We start from the raw sequence: 16,628 nt of genomic DNA on the forward strand, positions 1-16,628 counted from the left end.
GCTGACTGCAAACAAGGAAGGGTCAAATTGACAGCTAATTTGGGAAAATACCTGCTAAAGGGTAGATTTTAGCTGCAAGTTCGAGTGATTGACAATAATTTCATAGATAATGCCTGAACGACGACCATTAAATAGTATGCATGCATACTATTTTTGAGAAAAATGATATATTAGTGATTAGAAATGATGGCGGGATGAATTGTGGCTTTTTGAGGCTTTTGAAAAGTAGAGGCGTGCTACCCACCGACTCATGGATTTTGAAAATGTGTGGATTGGGCGTAAAAAAAGCCACTCCAAAAGAAGTGGCTTTAAAAGGTGGTGCTGAGTGGATTCGATCGGAGTGGCGTCCCACCCACCGACTCACGGATTTTGAAAATGTGTGGATTGGGCGTAAAAAAAGCCACTCCAAAAGAAGTGGCTTTAAAAGGTGGTGCTGAGTGGATTCGAACCACCGACTCACGGATTTTCAGTCCGATGCTCTACCAACTGAGCTACAGCACCGTGGTTAAGAGGGGGCAAAAGTAGAGAATTCTATGAGACCCGCAAAAATATTTTTGGATAAAATATTCATTGATTAAACAACATGCTATGAACCTTATTCCTCAGCTCATTTTTGTTCTGATTTTAGGGGTCTTTACCTTCCTGATATATCGAAGGGTAGCCCGTATCAAGGCAAATATACTTTTGGGCAGAAGTGCGGACTATAGTGATCAATCTACAGCAAGATGGAAAACGATGGGACTGGTAGCCTTTGGTCAGAAAAAGATGTTTAAACGATGGGTGCCGGCAACGCTGCATTTTATGATCTACGCAGGCTTCATTCTCATCAATTTGGAGGTGCTGGAAATAATTCTGGATGGACTGCTAGGTACGCACCGGCTGTTTGCAGCATTTATGGGAGGGTTTTACACATTCCTTATCTCATTTTTTGAAATATTGGCAGTGCTGGTATTGGTGAGCTGTGTGGTCTTTTTGATTAGAAGGAATATCTTGAAGTTGGATCGCTTTCACAAAATTGAGATGAAGGGTTGGCCGGCTTTAGACGCTAACCTGATCCTGATCATTGAGATCGCCCTGATGGTCGCCATTCTAAAAATGAATGCTGCGGATCAGGTACTACAATCAAGAGGAGTGCCCCATTATACTCAGACCGGATCATTTCTTATCAGTTCGATGCTGGTACCATTCTTTCAAAGCTATTCGGATAATATGCTCCTGGTGGCCGAGCGGGCCGCCTGGTGGCTTCATATTGTTGGAATTTTTGCATTTGCTCTTTACGTGACTTATTCCAAGCATTTGCACATTTTCATGGCCTTCCCGAATACCTATTACAGCAGGTTGGAGCCTAAAGGGAAAATGGATAACATGCCAGAGATTACCAATGAGGTGAAAATGATGCTTGGGGTACCTGTAGAGGGTGATCCTGCTCCACCGGCTGAAGGGATGAAGTTTGGAGCCAAAGATGTAAATGACCTCACCTGGAAGAATCTGATGGATGCTTATGCCTGTACGGAGTGCGGACGGTGTACTTCGGAGTGTCCGGCAAATATTACCGGCAAATCTCTTTCCCCCCGGAAGATAATGATGGACACGAGGGATCGCGCGGAAGAAGTTGGAGCAAATGCCGGAAGTACTGATGATGGCAAATCATTACTGGGAGATTATATCACCAAAGAAGAGATCAACGCCTGCACAACATGTAATGCCTGCGTGGAAGCCTGTCCGGTAAATATTAGTCCGGTTGAAATCATACTACAATTAAGGAGGTACGTGGCCATGGAGGAGTCGGGTGCACCTGCTAGCTGGAATTCGATGTTTTCCAACGTGGAGACGAATTTTGCACCCTGGAAATTTGCTCCCACCGATCGCTTTAAATGGGCGGATGAAATGTTGGATAAAAACTCAGGTGAATGAAAAAGACCATTTGGATTATAACGACTTATCTTTTTGTAACCACCCTCCAGGCTCAGGGAGACTTTACTACCCGTCTGTCTATGGCGGCCCTGGAACTTACTAACGATCGCGTAACCTACGATCCATCCTATTTTTCAATCTCGTACCCGAACGGGGATGTGCCTGAAGGCAAGGGTGTATGTACGGATGTGATCATACGAGCTTATCGTAAACTAGGTATTGACTTACAGCAGGAGGTGCATGAGGACATGAAGGTCAACTTCCACCTTTATCCAAAAATATGGGGCTTATCGGGCACTGATACCAATATTGACCATCGCAGGGTGCCTAACCTGATGAAGTTTTTTGAAAGAAGGGGAAAATCCTTGCCGATGACGGATGATCCAAATGATTATAGGCCGGGTGATCTGGTTTGCTGGAATCTTGGAGGTTCCATCACCCACATTGGGATTGTGGTAGACAAAAAATCATCGGATCAGGAGCGCTATCTGATAGTGCACAACATAGGGAACGGGCAGGAGCTATCGGACTGCCTGTTCAGTTACCAAATAATAGGACATTACGCTTACCAAAATGATTTGCAATGACTGATGAATTAAAAATACCAACTATGGCTGAGCTGACAGCTGCCGGGGAAGTTCCGGAAGTCTTGTTTTGGGTTGGTTGTGCAGGGTCATTCGATGACCGGTACAAGGCCGTCACCAAAGCCTTTGTGAAAATTCTTAATCATGTAGGGGTGAAATTTGCTGTTTTGGGTCCGGAGGAGACCTGCACCGGGGATCCTGCTCGTCGGGCTGGCAATGAATTCTTATTTCAGATGCAGGCAATGGCCAATATCCAGGTGCTGGATGGTTATGGTATCAAAAAGATTGTAACAGCCTGCCCACATTGTTTCAATACTATAAAAAATGAATACCCGGAACTTGGCGGGAATTATGAAGTGGTGCATCACTCACAGTTTTTGCAGCAGCTAATTGACGATGGTAAGGTTGTGCTGAAGAATGGAGGTGAATTCAAGGGTAAGAAAATCACGTTTCATGACTCATGTTACCTGGGCCGGTCTAACGGGGTTTATGAAGCTCCAAGATCTGTATTGCAAGCTCTGGATGCGGAGTTGGTGGAGATGAAACGCTGCAAGACCAAGGGATTGTGTTGTGGTGCAGGAGGAGGACAGATGTTCAAAGATGCAGAACCCGGAAACAAGGAAATCAATATTGAAAGAACTGAAGAGGCATTAGCAACCGGTGCATCGACTATTGCAGTCGGATGTCCTTTTTGCATGACCATGATGTCTGATGGTGTGAAAAATAAGGAGCAGGAATCTGTGGTAAAAGTTAAAGACCTAGCGGAACTCATTGCTGAAGCAAAAGGTTTGTGATTAAGAATGACATAAGCCATCTAAAGTGCTCAGAATTAAGGACTAAATTTGTATCATGATTACACAGACGCTCGAACAGATGTCGGATAATGCCCGACTATGGGTATACCAGTCGACCAGACCATTTATACCTGAAGAAAAAGTGCAGATAGAAATGCAGCTTCAAAGATTTGTTAATCAGTGGGCCGCACATGGACAGGACCTTGATGCTACGTTCGTTATAGCCTATGATCAATTTATTGTGATTGCCGTAGATGAGTCCAGACACGGCGCAAGTGGATGTAGCATCGATTCTTCTGTAGGTTTAATCCGAAGTATGGAGCAGGAATTTGGTCTGAGTCTTTTGGACCGAACTCAAATTGCAGTAGAGTCCAATGAACGGATACAGATGTTTCCTTTTAATGCCATCAAGGAAAATGTCCAGTCCGGCGTGATCGGACAAGAATCAGTTGTTTTCAATAATTCTGTACAAAGTCTCGGAGATTGGAAGCAAAACTGGAAACAAAAGGCGAAGGACAGCTGGATGAAGCGTTTTTTCTCCTGATATTCTCTTTTTTTCCATCTTGCCAATAATCATTTATGTTTATCTTCCGTTTTAGATAAAACATGAGTTTCCATCCATGAGATACCCCATTTTTCTTGTCTCTTTGCTACTGCTGGTTCAGTCTTGCGTATTGAAACAGGCTCAAAAAAGTTTCGACAAAGGGGAGTTTGACAGAGCAATTGCTTTGTACGAAAAAAAGCTAACTGAGGAGGATCCGGTAATCAATTTCCAGATAGCCGAGGCCTATCGAAAATCCAATCGGCTGAAAGTAGCGGGACCCTATTACTCAGCGGCCATGAAGGCGCATTCTTCTGAAGAGTCTCTCCCTTACTATTATGCGAAATCCCTGAAGGCAAACCAACTCTATGATGAGGCTCAGGAGGTACTGGAAAATTATGTCACTCGTGCTGTAGCGGACAGACGTTTTAGGGAATTGGCACAGTATGAACTGGATAACTTAAGTGACCTACAGGTCATCGAGGAAACACCAAACTATTTTAGAATCAAAAATCTGGAGGAACTTAATACCCCCAGGGCCGAATATTCACCGGTTTATAAAAATGGGCTTCTCTACTTTACTTCTAATCGTCTGAGTCAAAAAATCTACCTGGTGACAGGGACTCCATTTACGGATATTTTTAGCGTGAAGACAAGGGGGGCAAATGTGAATATGCAGACGTTGCAGCTTTTGGATCCAATGATTAACAATGAGGATACGAACGAAGGATCAGTGGCAATTTCCCCAGATGGCAATTCTATCATCTTCGCCAAAGGAAATACTGGTAAGGCTACGGGGAACACTGAGGTTAACCTGTATTTTACCAGGTTTAGGAACGGCCAATGGTTGGAACCACGACCTTTGAGCATCAACGATCCTGATGCGTGGGACTCTACGCCGGCGCTTACGCCGGATGGCAATACGCTTTACTTTTCATCTACGCGTGAAGGAGGTTTTGGAGGAGCGGATATTTATTCTGCTCAGCTAAATCGAAGAGGTCGCTGGGTAGATGTAAAGAACCTGGGGCCACAAATCAATACTTCGGGGGAAGAGGTATTTCCTTTTGTAGGAGGAGATGGTAAGCTCTATTTTTCTTCCGATGGCCATGCAGGTTTTGGAAACCTGGATCTATTTGTGGCATCGAGAGAAAGAGGGAAGGTAAAAGTTCAAAATCTTGGGGAACCGATGAACTCCGAATCCGATGATTTTGGCCTGTACCAATTCGACCTGACACGTGGGTTTTTTACTTCTAATCGCCCTGGTGGAAAAGGGGACGATGACATCTATACCTTTGTTAATGATGACCCTGACCTGAAAATTGTCAATTATTACCTCGAAGGAGTGACCGTGACGACAGACAATGGAGGCAAAGAGATCATTTTGCCTAACACGAAAGTGGCCCTTGTTTCAGAAAACGGAGAAGTCGTAGAAGAATCCTTTACCGGTGAAGATGGAGTGTTTAAGTTCAGGGTTTATGCCGAGGAAAATTATGATTTAATAGGAGAGAAGACGGACTATTTCACTACCCGTCAACCATTCTCCACGATGGGAAAATCTGTAGACAGAACAACGCTTACAGATTTCATCACCAATGTGAATTTCGAATCAAAGATTATGATGGAGCGCATCGTCATTGAAAAACCGATTGTGCTTAACAACATATATTATGATCTGGACAAGGCTAATATTCGTCCTGATGCTGCTATTGTGCTTGATAGTCTGGTTGAGATCATGAATGACAACCCTGAGATTTATGTGGAATTGGGCTCTCATACGGATGCACGGGCTGATGATGATTACAACATGGATCTGTCCTTCAGAAGGGCCCGCTCGGCAGTACAGTATATGATTCGGAATGGTGTTACACCTGAACGGATCACCGCGAAGGGCTACGGTGAAACCAAGCTGATCATTCAAAATGCTCGAAACGAAGATGAGCACCAGGTAAATCGCCGTACGGAGTTTAAGGTTTTACGTTACAACCCTCGACGGGAACCGGAATATGATCAGGAAGAAGGGTTTGTCCCAATTGAAGAAGGTACTGTGATCCAGGACGATGGTGAATCCGATGAATATGATCGTTTTTTTGATTGAAGGATTGCTTCTAAATCTACACTTTCACGTCCTAAAGACTTCCGATTCATTAGTTTTGCGCCCATGAGTGATCGATATGCACAACGTGGCGTTTCAGCAACCAAGGATGAGGTACATGCTGCCATCAAAAACATAGACAAGGGACTATTCCCTCAGGCCTTTTGCAAGATCGTTCCGGACTTGCTTACCAAGGACGAAAACTACTGCAATATCATGCATGCGGATGGTGCCGGTACCAAATCCTCATTGGCCTACATGTACTGGAAAGAAACCGGAGACCTGTCCGTGTGGAGAGGGATCGCTCAGGATGCCGTGATCATGAACACGGATGACCTGCTTTGTGTGGGTTGTACAGAAAATATTTTACTCTCATCGACGATTGGGAGAAACAAAAACCTGATTCCCGGAGAGGTGATCGCAGCCATAATTAATGGTACTGAAGAAGTGCTCCAAATGTTGCGTGATCAGGGGATAGATATCATCTCCACTGGCGGTGAAACGGCTGATGTTGGTGATCTGGTGAGAACCGTAATTGTGGACAGTACGGTTACAGCCAGAATGAAAAGATCAGATGTCATTAGCAATGATGGTATTCGTCCGGGAGATGTTATAGTCGGTTTATCATCTTATGGAGAAGCTACCTATGAGTCCGAATACAATGGCGGTATGGGTAGTAATGGGTTGACCTCAGCCCGACACGATGTATTTGACAAGGAGTATAGAGAAAAATATCCTGAGGCTTATGACCCCGGGGTTAACGAGGAACTGATTTTTTCGGGGACAAAAAAGTTAACTGATTCTGTGGAGGGCAGTCCGCTTGATGCCGGTAAGCTGGTACTAAGTCCTACCAGAACTTATGCGCCGGTTGTTAAAAAGCTACTAGAAGAACTGACTGGTCAAATCCATGGAATGGTACATTGTAGTGGAGGTGCCCAGACTAAGGTGCTTCACTTTATCAAAGACCTCAAGGTGATTAAGAACAATCTTTTCGACATTCCACCACTCTTTAAATTAATACATGCTGAAAGTGGTACAGACTGGAAGGAGATGTACCAGGTTTTCAATATGGGTCATCGGTATGAGGTGTATCTTCCTGAGGCTTTTGCTCAGACGGTGATTGATATTTCTGAGTCGTTTGGTATTGATGCTAAAGTTGTGGGAAGGGTAGAAGCTGCTGAAAGAAAAGAAGTCGAGATCGTTGCACCATCCGGAACTTACAACTATTTCTAAAGCATGCTACCCATAGAAATCCTGGAGAATGGAGTGGTGAGACTCACTCCGCTTCAATCCGGAGATTGGAACAAGCTACTCAAATACAGCCGTAATAAGAACCTGTGGACAGGGTTTCCCTGGGACCTTTGGGAGGATAGTTTATTCGAAAAATGGATGGAGGACCGCGTAATGATGAGCCAGGAGGGGAAATGGTATCCTTTTCTGGTGAATTACAAAAAGATAAATGAACCAATCGGGCTCAGTTGCTATCTCAATGTGGATGAGCCTAATCTTGTTTTGGAGATCGGTGGAACCTGGTATGGAGCCCCATTCCACGGCACTGAGGTTAACCCTAATTGTAAACTCCTGCTAATGACCTACGCCTTTGAAAGACTGGGTTATGAGCGTGTCGAGTATAAAACGGATGTGCTTAACACCCGTTCGCGAAGGGCTATTGAGAAGCTTGGAGCTAAGCTGGACGGTATAATGCGCAGCAACCGTATCGTTCAGAATGGTCGTCGCAGGGATACCGTTTATTATAGCATATTAAAAGATGAATGGCCTGATGTGAAGCAAGGCCTGAAGGAACGAATTGCCAATTATTCATGATTGTTTCCAAACCAAAACGTAACACGGCTTTTGCGCTAGCTGTCTTTCTTATTGTCATTTTTGCCGTGTTCTTTATGTTGTTGGATAGTCTTTTGAGCTCTGCAGACTATTTTATTATCAAATTGATTCTTACTCCAATTGTGCTGGTCATTGGTCTTTTGGTGATGGGAAAATTCCTGAGCAGTCTTAAAAGAGTGAGCCTCGGAGATGGCAAAATAGAAGTGTTATTTCTGGTTACCCGGATGAGAACTGTCATACCGGTTAAGGAGGTGATGGGCTGGCGTGAGGAGGTAGTCAATACCAAAAATGGTGATTTTAGAGAGGTGAAAATTCTCTATGACAAGAAGAAGATCCTTAAACTCTCAAACCGGGAAAATACCGAGTACGATAAGGTGGTAAAATACCTTAAACAAAAAGTGAAGATTAAGAATTAGCTCAATAGGTTAATCTGGCTGCTGCATTCCACAGTATTTTGGGCAAAAAAATGTGCACACGTCAGAGACGTGCGCACTACATTCAACACCTCACACACAAGCCTTATTCCAGAACAACTTTTTCGTATTTAGGGTATTTGACCTCGTAACTCAAATTGAGTTTGGTCTGTTGCTGTGGTTTCAGTTCGAGCTCCCAGGTTAATTCTCCATTATGATCGTTGATCTTTCCTTTTGATAGTTCGGTTGGAGTGACCGTGATATCACTGATGGCAGCTATAGGAATCTGATCGAACAATGTGAGTTTGATGCCTTGAGACTTTTTGTTTCTTACCATGATTTCAAAACCCCTGCTCTCTACCTTGTTACTGCCGATGGTTCTACGTTTGGAGAAGTCATCTACTTTCGTTCTGCCTATCACGATGCTTTTATCACGGCCAAGTGAGATATTTAATGTGTCATCTAGTGATCTGGCATCGAGAATCGATCTACCGACATAAGTATCTTCAAAGTACAGGTTGGCCTCGCCCTCCAATAGGTTGTACTGGTTCCAGTTCACAATACGGGCGATGAGGAAAGCATCTTTGTCCAGCTTAGGAACCGCGAAATATTCATATTGAGTCTCTATTTCGTAGTTGTTGAGATCTACGGTCAGCTTCTCGCCGTTTGATTTGATAGAATAGGGCTCATCGACCTCAAATTCCACGGTTGTTTGATTTTCGATGGTCGTGGTTGCAACCATATCAGCAACTGGTTCATACGCCTCATATTCATACTCTTGCGCCTGAGCCATGCTCCTTGCACCACGAATTCTCATAGATGGGGTTTTAGACTGTTCACCGTAACCAACTACCACTACCTCATCGAGAGATTGCACATCTGGATGAAGGGTGGTGCTGATATTGTTTGAGTTAATAGGGAGACTCTGGCTTAGATATCCCACAAAGGAAATTTGTAGGGAAGAAGCATTATTTGGTAAAGTGATAGAATAATTTCCATTGAGGTCGGTGACGGCGCCGACTGTAGTCCCCTTCACATGAACAGTTGCACCAGGCAGCGGCTGGCCGGTTTCGTCTGTTACCCGACCATAGACTGTTCCTACTCTTCCTGACATTACTCCATAGGTGTTGCGATTGATCATAGCATTTCTGGCGTAATTCAGATACCATGGACGAAGTTGAGGAGCGACTCCTGTTTGGTTCGGGTTACCATTGGATAATTTGAGTTTCACGTTATCCCAATTCACCCCGGTATTTTGATAAACATCAGCTTTGTAAGTAAGCTCCAGTGGCTTTTCAACATTGACCACCCTCACATCATATTTAGGATACCATCCGGTGTTGGCTACCAGGTAGGTGATTTTGAATTCTCCGCTGGTCCTCTGTTTAGACTCTATCCTGATTTCTATTTCTCCGGTAGGTAGATGGTCTTTATTCCTGGTGTCAGCGATTTCCTGAGAGATTTGCGTTCTACCTTCCTGAAGTTCCCTGATTTTGATGCGGGTGTCAATCTCTTCTTTTTTGATGGCGCTAAGCTCCCTGTCATAAAAGTCTATGGCCTGTTTTAACTGAATCACGGATACACCGGATGACTCTCCGCTGAGTTTCTTGTTTTCATTGAGTAAGCTTTGTTTTTCTTTCAGGATTTCCAGTCGGGAATTGTGGTTGGAAATTTCGTAATCGATTGACTCTATGGTAGCATTTAGCTTTTCAATACGTTCATCCATCTTGAGCTGATTGAGATAACTGAGCTTATGATTGACAGAGAGTACCGTAAAGTTTCCATTGGCTTTGACCTGGATGCTTTTCTCATCAATGTGGGGAGAAAGTCCGGACATTTTTAGTGTGGACTTACCCGGGTAGATCTCAGCCTTTCCATTCCTGGAAACCAACCCACCTTGAAGGTATACAGTTACCTCTTTTATGGAGGTGTTAAGATCGCGCTCCGTAAAAGTTTGTGAAAAAACCTGTTGAGCGAAAAGTAAGGCAAAAAGTGTGAGGTATTTCATGTCGTTTTTTATTGATGAGATGCAAGTCCGACATGAATTCCATAATAGGGAGAGAAATATTTTTTACCAGATAAACTGCTGCTGAAATATATTCGACTGATTAGGTATCAAAAATAAGGCCTGATCACTGGATCAGGCCATTATTGGGGAACTTTCATGAAAACTCAAAATAATAAAAGAGGTCTGTGTATTATGCTTTGACCTCCCAGAAATGCTCACCACTGAGCAAAGCATCCAGCTTTGTTTTTTTCCTGGTTTGAGCCTCTTTGATTTGTTCTTCCATCATACTTTCATAAGTATATCTCTCCGTCTGGTAGAACACCCCAAAAGGGCGAGGTAGCCCCGAAAGCTCATCACCATAATCAAAGAAGTTTGCTAGGATGCTCGCCTTGATCTTATCCGTAGGATCATGTACCCAGCAATCGTCTGCGGCAAATTTTTCCCCTATTTCCACTACTTCCGGTTTGAAACCATCCAGTCGGATACCCTTGGATAGGTTTTCTCCAAAGAGTAATGGTTGGTTGGGTTCCATGTAGATGGCATTATCATCTTTGCTACCCTTGTCGGTAAAACGTTCAAATGCTTTGTCATTGAACACATTACAGTTTTGATAGATCTCTATAAAACTTGATCCGTTATGTTGATGCGCAGCAGTTATGGTATCTCTTAAATGTTGGGGATTTCGATCAACCGTTCTGGCTACATAAGTTCCTTGTGCACCCAATGCCAGCATGATTGGGTTGAAAGGATGATCTACCGAACCATAAGGAGTAGATTTTGTGATCTTTCCTCTTGGGGAAGTAGGAGAATACTGGCCTTTGGTCAAACCGTAAATTTCATTGTTGAACAAAAGGATATTCACATTAAAATTTCTTCTGAGTAAGTGGATCAGATGATTTCCTCCTATCGACAATGAGTCTCCATCTCCTGTAATGATCCAGACATCCAGATCCGGTCTTGCCGCTTTAAGCCCACTGGCAATGGCCGCAGCGCGTCCGTGAATGCTATGCATGCCATAGGTATTCATATAGTAGGGATACCTCGAAGAACATCCGATACCGGAAATGAAAACAATGTTTTCTTTTGGGATTCCCAATGTTGGAAGAACCGTTTGCACCTGTTTCAGGATGGAGTAATCACCGCAGCCAGGGCACCATCGGATTTCCTGATCGGTCATGAAATCTTTTGAAGTCAGGGCTCCATTCGTTTTTGTTTCCTTAGTGTCCATGTTCCAATTCGTTTAAGATGCATTCTTTTATTTCTGTAACCTGAAAAGGCAGTCCTTTCATTTTGTTTAATGGGATGATGTTGCAATCGAAATGCTGTCGCAGGATCGCTGACAGCTGCCCATTGTTGATTTCCGGGACAATGATCTTGTCGAAGTTGCTAATGATCTGTCCTAGGTTAGCCGGGAAAGGATTGAGATATCTCAGGTGGATATGAGCTACGTTCATGCCCTGCCATTTGAGGTCTCTTATCGCTGTTTCGATAGCTCCAAACGTTGAGCCCCAACCGATCACCAGAATATCGCAGTTTTCATCACCCGAATCGAATAATTGACTTGGGATATAATCGGCGATCGTGGTGATTTTGTCTGCTCGCAACTCAACCATACGTTGGTGATTGGCCGGATCGTACGAAACATTTCCGGTCTCTACTTCTTTTTCTAAACCACCGATGCGGTGTTCAAATCCTTTAGTACCTGGAACCACCCATGGTCTGACGAGCTTCATGTCTCGTCTATAAGGCAGGAATTGACCATTTTCATCTTTGTCCTGTTCGGTAGCTTGACGTAGTTCTATTGGCTTCAGGTCCTTCGATTGAGGGAATGCCCAGGGCTCGGCCCCATTGGCGATGTACCCATCCGATAGGAGTAGCACAGGAGTCATGTGCTCAACCGCAATTCGGCATGCTTCATAAGCCGTTTCAAAGCAATCTCCGGGCGAGGAGGTTGCGAGTACTACCATCGGCGCCTCCCCGTTTCGACCATACATAGCCTGAAACAGGTCTGCTTGCTCTGTTTTGGTAGGGAGCCCGGTAGAGGGGCCACCTCGTTGAACATTAATACATACAAGCGGTATCTCCAGAATGGTTGCCAGTCCCAGCGCTTCCCCTTTAAGGGCGATACCTGGTCCAGAGGAAGCCGTCACCCCTAATGCCCCTCCGAAGGATGCACCAATCGCCGCACAAACTGCTGCGATCTCATCTTCGGCCTGGAAGGTCTTTACTCCCATGTCCTTATGCTGAGAGAGCTCATGCAGGATGTCAGAAGCGGGGGTAATGGGATAGCTGGCATAGAACAGATTCAGGTCACTTAGATGTGTAGCTGCTATTAATCCCAGCGATAGCCCTTTATTTCCGTTCATGTTTCGGTATTTACCAGGAGGAAGGCTGGCAGACTTGATCTTAAACCTTGTCGTGAAAGTTTCACTGGTATCTCCGTAATGGTAGCCGGTTTTTAATGCTTTAATATTGGCATCTACTACCTCCGGGTGTTTTGCAAATTTCTTACCTATGAATTTAACCGTGTTGTCCACGCTTTGATTGAACATCCAATAGATGAAACCCAGCACGAACATGTTTTTACATCGATCTACCTCTTTCACGGAAAGGCCGGAATCTTTCAAGGCTTCTCGCGTCAATTTCGTGATATCCATGGCGTGTACCTCAAAGCCGTCCAGGCTATGATCGGTCAGCGGGTTTTCACCATCGAGGTATTTAGCGAGTTTGAGGTTTTTGGAGTCAAAGCCACTCGAGTTGGCAATAATAATCCCACCTCTTTTAAGGTTGTCAATATTGACTTTGAGGGCAGCGGCATTCATCACAACCAGCACATCATATTGATCTCCCGGGGTAAATACTTCTACCGATCCGAACTGCAATTGAAAGCCGGACACGCCGGAAAGCGTACCCTGTGGTGCTCGTATTTCAGCAGGAAAGTTGGGGAATGTGGTGATGTCGTTACCGAATAGCTCAACAGTTTCAGTGAACTGCCCGCCAGTAAATTGAATGCCGTCACCGGAATCTCCGGCAAATAGGACGACTACTTCGCTTTTGGATTCTTCAACAGCGGTTTTCATCATTTTTGGGGTGTTTTTACAAGTAATAATTTACTGAATAAAAACGGGCACCTGAAATGATTCGTTCGCTTTTCTTAGATGATCCTTGTCATTATTTTGATTCCCTAAAAGCATAATTTAAAATATGAAGACAGCTCCGCAGGATTTAATTAAGTTTTTAAAAACAGTCAATCTATTTTGGGATCTGCCAAATGAATAGATATGGTAGCGATTAAGAGTTTTTTAACCCAGTTTTGAGTTTGAATATCTATGAGGCAAGCCAGGTTAAAAGACAAGTCGAATGTGATCCGAATCATTTCTAAAACCTTTGATACCAATCCGAGTGTGAATGTGGTCATTGGAAAGGAAGGTGATCGGGAGAGAAAGCTGCAAAGATTAGCAGCTTACACGTTTGTAAAAGCCTTGAATCGAAATGGAGCTTATTTATCAGATAATCGTAAAGGAGCTGCCCTGTTTTACCGGTCGGATCAAGGTGGGTTCTTCTGGAATGAACAATGGCTGGAAGTCCAGTTCGCACTGACTCTTTCGGTAAAAGGAGTTTTGAATGCACTAAAAAGAGAGGGTTATCTTAAAAAGCATCGTTATGCTGGTCTACATTATTACTTCTGGTTTTTGGGTGTTGAAGCGGGCGGAGGAGGTGCCGGTTTTGAGTTGAAAGAGGTGGTCTTTGGAAAGGCAAAGGAAGATGGTCTTCCCGTCCTGCTAGAGACTTCGGTTTGGAGAAATGTGGTGGCCTACCAGCGTTATGGTTTTGAGATTTACCACGAATGGAAAGACGAAGAAAATGGGATTACGGTTTGGTTTATGAAGCGGGATAAATAGTTCCGATCTAGTCGTAGTGATATTTGCAGGCATAGATCAGGATTTCCTCACCTGATACCCGATAAACCAGACGATGTTCACGGTCTATTCGTCGTGACCAAAAGCCCGATAATTCATATTTCAATGGTTCGGGTTTGCCTTTACCTTCAAATGGACTGTGAGAAATGTCCTTGATCAGTTCGTTGATCTTTTTCAATATCTTTCGATCTTCCGAAAGCCATGAGGTATAATCCTCCCAGGCATTTTTTGAGAAAATAACCTTCATCAATCCTCGATCAACCCATTTTCAACAGTGTTGCCGTCTTTCATTTGTCTGATGGATTCGAACAGGTGATCTGCATTCTTTTTGGAGCCGAGCAAGTGAACGGTCTCCATGAGGGAGTTGTATTCGTCAAGAGAGATCATAACGGTACCATTCCCGGACCCTCTTTTGACGATGAGCGTTTCCTGATTTTGCTCGACATCATCCAGGTATTTTTTGAGATTGGTTCGGAACTCGGTAAAATTGGCTGCTATCATAATTTTCCATATAAGTACAAATATAAGTACGTATAGGGTTACTTAAATGTTTTCTATTTAAAGTTTTGAATTTTGCTTTATGAAGCGGGAGTCTGAATAAATTCTTCCAATGTTTCCGGGTTGGCCAGGGCCTCTTTATTAGTGATAGCCTCTCCATGAATAAGTCTTGTAACTGCCAACTCCACTTTTTTACCGCTGATGGTTCTTGGGATCTCTGAAACCTGGTGAATTTCTGCGGGCACATGTCTTGGGGTCCTTTTTTCCCGTAAGGTTGATTTGATTTTTTGTTCTAAGTCAGGAGACAGTTTGTAGCCTTCATTGAGCACCACAAACAGCACTATGATAGTATCATCACCAACCCTTTTTCCAATGACGATGGAATCCTTGATTTGGGGCAGCGACTCTACCGGTTCATAAATTTCGGCAGTGCCAATACGTATTCCACCAGCGTTCAACGTGGCATCAGAACGCCCATATACGATGCAGCCTCCTTCTGGAGTAATTTTCACATAGTCTCCATGGCGCCATACACCGGGATATTGATCAAAGTAGGCCTTTCGATATTTTTCACCCTGAGGGTCATTCCAGAATTGGATGGGCCTTGAGGGAAAAGGAGCCGAACAAACCAACTCACCCACTTCATCGGTTATTGGCTGGCCCTCATCATTATAAGTTTCGACTTTCATTCCCAAACCACGGCACTGTAACTCATTCTTAAATACCGGTCCAATAGGGTTTCCTAGCATAAAACATGAAATGATGTCTGTGCCTCCGGATATGGAAGCAAGTTGAACATCCGGTTTGATGTCCTGATAAACAAAGTCAAAATGATGATCTGTGAGAGGTGATCCAGTGGAGAGGATGGTCTTCAGACTGGAAAGGTCAAAATCTTTTTGAGGAACCAATCCGGACGACTCACAGGCCGACAGGAATTTCGGAGAAGTGCCAAAAATGTTGACCTTCTCTTTCTCAATGGCTCTAAATAGCACACCTAAATCGGGGTAGGAAGGACTTCCATCAAAAAGGTAAATGGTGGCTCCGATGTACAGAGAAGACACCAGCCAGTTCCACATCATCCACCCACAAGTGGTGTAATAAGTAATGATGTCTTCCGGTTTCAGGTCTGTGTGCAGGCTGAGTTCCTTGAAATGCTGCAGCAGGGATCCTCCCGCTCCATGGACAATGCATTTAGGCTTTCCGGTAGTACCCGAAGAGTACATGATGTAGAGCGGGTGATCAAAAGGAAGTTGCTCGAACCTTAATTCATCCGGTTGTTCGGAGATAAAATCTTCCCATCGGGTCATTTTTTTTGAGGGGTCCATAGGATAATCCCCGAGTGGCTCAATGACCACGATTTTTTCAAGGCTGGATATTGACTTGCCCAGCTTTATCAGCGTGTCATTCAAGTGGATTGGCTTGCCGTTGTACTGATATCCATTGATTGCAATGAGCACTTTTGGTTCGATTTGACCAAATCGGTCGAGAACGCCTTCAAAACCAAAGTCAGGGGAACACGAAGACCAGATTGCCCCAATAGAAGAGGTGGCCAGCATGCCAATAATTGCCTCGGGTCGGTTGGTAATAAATGCGGCTATGCGATCACCTTTTTTGATTCCCAGTTTTCTTAGCGCATGTGCAAGACCTGCGACCCTATGCTGTAATTCCTGGTAGGTAAAAGTGGATCTGCCACCATCTTCATTTTGATATGTGATCGCTATTTTCTCGCCTTTATGTCTCAACAGGTTTTCTGCGAAATTGAGCCTGGTTCCCTCAAACCATCGTGCAGTAGGGATGTCTGATCCAACCAATACTTTTCCGTAGCTAGATGAGTGAATAACCCCTGCATATTGCCATATGCTTTGCCAAAAGCTTGAAAGGTCATTAACCGACCAATTATACAGAGAAGAGTATTCGTTGAAATCCAGGTAAAACTTCTCCTTTAGAAACCGCATGTAAGCGGTCAGATTGGACTGCTCGATACGCTTTTTTGAGGGGCTCCAAAGGGGTGTTTTTTTCATT

At 44.1% G+C, this 16,628-nt stretch carries 16 protein-coding genes and 1 tRNA gene; 10 read left to right on the plus strand and 7 right to left on the minus strand.

Annotated features, from left to right (window positions below):
- Positions 1–140 precede the first annotated feature (140 nt).
- Positions 141–437, plus strand: coding sequence for a hypothetical protein (locus NXR94_RS03315; RefSeq protein WP_258103150.1), 297 nt, complete (start codon positions 141–143; stop codon positions 435–437).
- On the opposite strand, the gene NXR94_RS03320 is transcribed toward NXR94_RS03315, so the two are convergent.
- Positions 429–501, minus strand: a tRNA-Phe gene (locus NXR94_RS03320). The genes NXR94_RS03315 and NXR94_RS03320 overlap by 9 nt on opposite strands.
- Before the next feature lie 87 nt (positions 502–588).
- Here NXR94_RS03320 and NXR94_RS03325 point away from each other — a divergent pair.
- The 8 genes from NXR94_RS03325 (at position 589) to NXR94_RS03360 (ending at position 8,183) form a co-directional block, all read left to right on the plus strand.
- On the plus strand, positions 589–1,914 hold the full coding sequence (locus NXR94_RS03325; RefSeq protein WP_258103151.1) for a (Fe-S)-binding protein: 1,326 nt from the start codon (positions 589–591) through the stop codon (positions 1,912–1,914).
- The gene (locus NXR94_RS03330; protein WP_258103152.1) at positions 1,911–2,501 is read left to right on the plus strand and encodes a DUF1287 domain-containing protein; all 591 of its coding nucleotides are present in this window, start codon (positions 1,911–1,913) and stop codon (positions 2,499–2,501) included. The genes NXR94_RS03325 and NXR94_RS03330 overlap by 4 nt, the downstream gene beginning before the upstream one ends.
- A gap of 23 nt (positions 2,502–2,524) precedes the next feature.
- A complete protein-coding gene (locus NXR94_RS03335; protein ID WP_258103153.1) occupies positions 2,525–3,292 on the plus strand; it encodes a (Fe-S)-binding protein in 768 nt (255 codons plus the stop codon).
- A gap of 55 nt (positions 3,293–3,347) precedes the next feature.
- Positions 3,348–3,836, plus strand: coding sequence for a hypothetical protein (locus tag NXR94_RS03340; protein WP_258103154.1), 489 nt, complete (start codon positions 3,348–3,350; stop codon positions 3,834–3,836).
- Between the two features lie 76 nt (positions 3,837–3,912).
- Positions 3,913–5,928 carry an OmpA family protein gene (locus NXR94_RS03345; protein WP_258103155.1) on the plus strand — a complete coding sequence of 672 codons (2,016 nt, stop codon included), beginning with the start codon at positions 3,913–3,915 and terminating at the stop codon, positions 5,926–5,928.
- A gap of 63 nt (positions 5,929–5,991) precedes the next feature.
- On the plus strand, positions 5,992–7,158 hold the full coding sequence (locus tag NXR94_RS03350; protein ID WP_258103156.1) for an AIR synthase-related protein: 1,167 nt from the start codon (positions 5,992–5,994) through the stop codon (positions 7,156–7,158).
- A 3-nt stretch (positions 7,159–7,161) separates the two neighbouring features.
- Positions 7,162–7,749 (plus strand): GNAT family N-acetyltransferase, encoded by a 588-nt coding sequence (locus NXR94_RS03355; protein ID WP_258103157.1) that lies wholly within the window; start codon positions 7,162–7,164, stop codon positions 7,747–7,749.
- Entirely contained in the window at positions 7,746–8,183 is a 438-nt protein-coding gene (locus NXR94_RS03360) for a hypothetical protein (RefSeq protein WP_258103158.1), read from the plus strand. Before NXR94_RS03355 ends, NXR94_RS03360 begins: the two co-directional genes overlap by 4 nt.
- A gap of 103 nt (positions 8,184–8,286) precedes the next feature.
- On the opposite strand, the gene NXR94_RS03365 is transcribed toward NXR94_RS03360, so the two are convergent.
- From NXR94_RS03365 to NXR94_RS03375, 3 genes are all read right to left on the minus strand, one after another.
- Positions 8,287–10,188, minus strand: coding sequence for a DUF4139 domain-containing protein (locus NXR94_RS03365; RefSeq protein ID WP_258103159.1), 1,902 nt, complete (start codon positions 10,186–10,188; stop codon positions 8,287–8,289).
- 190 nt (positions 10,189–10,378) lie between these two features.
- Positions 10,379–11,416 (minus strand): 2-oxoacid:ferredoxin oxidoreductase subunit beta, encoded by a 1,038-nt coding sequence (locus NXR94_RS03370; RefSeq protein ID WP_258103160.1) that lies wholly within the window; start codon positions 11,414–11,416, stop codon positions 10,379–10,381.
- Complete coding sequence (locus NXR94_RS03375) at positions 11,406–13,271, minus strand: 2-oxoacid:acceptor oxidoreductase subunit alpha (RefSeq protein ID WP_258103161.1); 1,866 nt, start codon at positions 13,269–13,271, stop codon at positions 11,406–11,408. Before NXR94_RS03375 ends, NXR94_RS03370 begins: the two co-directional genes overlap by 11 nt.
- A 246-nt stretch (positions 13,272–13,517) precedes the next feature.
- Here NXR94_RS03375 and NXR94_RS03380 point away from each other — a divergent pair, with 246 nt between their 5' ends.
- Positions 13,518–14,090, plus strand: a complete 573-nt coding sequence (locus tag NXR94_RS03380; protein ID WP_258103162.1) for a hypothetical protein — start codon at positions 13,518–13,520, stop codon at positions 14,088–14,090.
- Between the two features lie 7 nt (positions 14,091–14,097).
- On the opposite strand, the gene NXR94_RS03385 is transcribed toward NXR94_RS03380, so the two are convergent.
- The 3 genes from NXR94_RS03385 to NXR94_RS03395 all read right to left on the minus strand — a co-directional run bounded on the left by NXR94_RS03385 (position 14,098) and on the right by NXR94_RS03395 (position 16,627).
- Positions 14,098–14,355, minus strand: coding sequence for a Txe/YoeB family addiction module toxin (locus NXR94_RS03385; RefSeq protein ID WP_258103163.1), 258 nt, complete (start codon positions 14,353–14,355; stop codon positions 14,098–14,100).
- Positions 14,355–14,609 (minus strand): type II toxin-antitoxin system Phd/YefM family antitoxin, encoded by a 255-nt coding sequence (locus tag NXR94_RS03390; RefSeq protein WP_258103164.1) that lies wholly within the window; start codon positions 14,607–14,609, stop codon positions 14,355–14,357. Before NXR94_RS03390 ends, NXR94_RS03385 begins: the two co-directional genes overlap by 1 nt.
- Before the next feature lie 77 nt (positions 14,610–14,686).
- The gene (locus NXR94_RS03395) at positions 14,687–16,627 is read right to left on the minus strand and encodes an acetoacetate--CoA ligase (protein WP_258103165.1); all 1,941 of its coding nucleotides are present in this window, start codon (positions 16,625–16,627) and stop codon (positions 14,687–14,689) included.
- Position 16,628: the final 1 nt, after the last annotated feature.

The organism is Marinoscillum sp. MHG1-6 (assembly GCF_024714475.1).
Lineage (GTDB): Bacteria > Bacteroidota > Bacteroidia > Cytophagales > Cyclobacteriaceae > JAMZMI01.

Coding starts and splice junctions, on each gene's coding strand:
- NXR94_RS03350 (WP_258103156.1), top strand. CDS start 5,992: ATGAGTGATCGATATGCACAACGTGGCGTTTCAGCAACCAAGGATGAG.
- NXR94_RS03390 (WP_258103164.1), bottom strand. CDS start 14,609: ATGATAGCAGCCAATTTTACCGAGTTCCGAACCAATCTCAAAAAATAC.
- NXR94_RS03335 (WP_258103153.1), top strand. CDS start 2,525: ATGGCTGAGCTGACAGCTGCCGGGGAAGTTCCGGAAGTCTTGTTTTGG.
- NXR94_RS03380 (WP_258103162.1), top strand. CDS start 13,518: ATGAGGCAAGCCAGGTTAAAAGACAAGTCGAATGTGATCCGAATCATT.
- NXR94_RS03340 (WP_258103154.1), top strand. CDS start 3,348: ATGATTACACAGACGCTCGAACAGATGTCGGATAATGCCCGACTATGG.
- NXR94_RS03325 (WP_258103151.1), top strand. CDS start 589: ATGAACCTTATTCCTCAGCTCATTTTTGTTCTGATTTTAGGGGTCTTT.
- NXR94_RS03370 (WP_258103160.1), bottom strand. CDS start 11,416: ATGGACACTAAGGAAACAAAAACGAATGGAGCCCTGACTTCAAAAGAT.
- NXR94_RS03330 (WP_258103152.1), top strand. CDS start 1,911: ATGAAAAAGACCATTTGGATTATAACGACTTATCTTTTTGTAACCACC.
- NXR94_RS03375 (WP_258103161.1), bottom strand. CDS start 13,271: ATGATGAAAACCGCTGTTGAAGAATCCAAAAGCGAAGTAGTCGTCCTA.
- NXR94_RS03315 (WP_258103150.1), top strand. CDS start 141: ATGCATACTATTTTTGAGAAAAATGATATATTAGTGATTAGAAATGAT.
- NXR94_RS03355 (WP_258103157.1), top strand. CDS start 7,162: ATGCTACCCATAGAAATCCTGGAGAATGGAGTGGTGAGACTCACTCCG.
- NXR94_RS03385 (WP_258103163.1), bottom strand. CDS start 14,355: ATGAAGGTTATTTTCTCAAAAAATGCCTGGGAGGATTATACCTCATGG.
- NXR94_RS03365 (WP_258103159.1), bottom strand. CDS start 10,188: ATGAAATACCTCACACTTTTTGCCTTACTTTTCGCTCAACAGGTTTTT.
- NXR94_RS03345 (WP_258103155.1), top strand. CDS start 3,913: ATGAGATACCCCATTTTTCTTGTCTCTTTGCTACTGCTGGTTCAGTCT.
- NXR94_RS03395 (WP_258103165.1), bottom strand. CDS start 16,627: ATGAAAAAAACACCCCTTTGGAGCCCCTCAAAAAAGCGTATCGAGCAG.
- NXR94_RS03360 (WP_258103158.1), top strand. CDS start 7,746: ATGATTGTTTCCAAACCAAAACGTAACACGGCTTTTGCGCTAGCTGTC.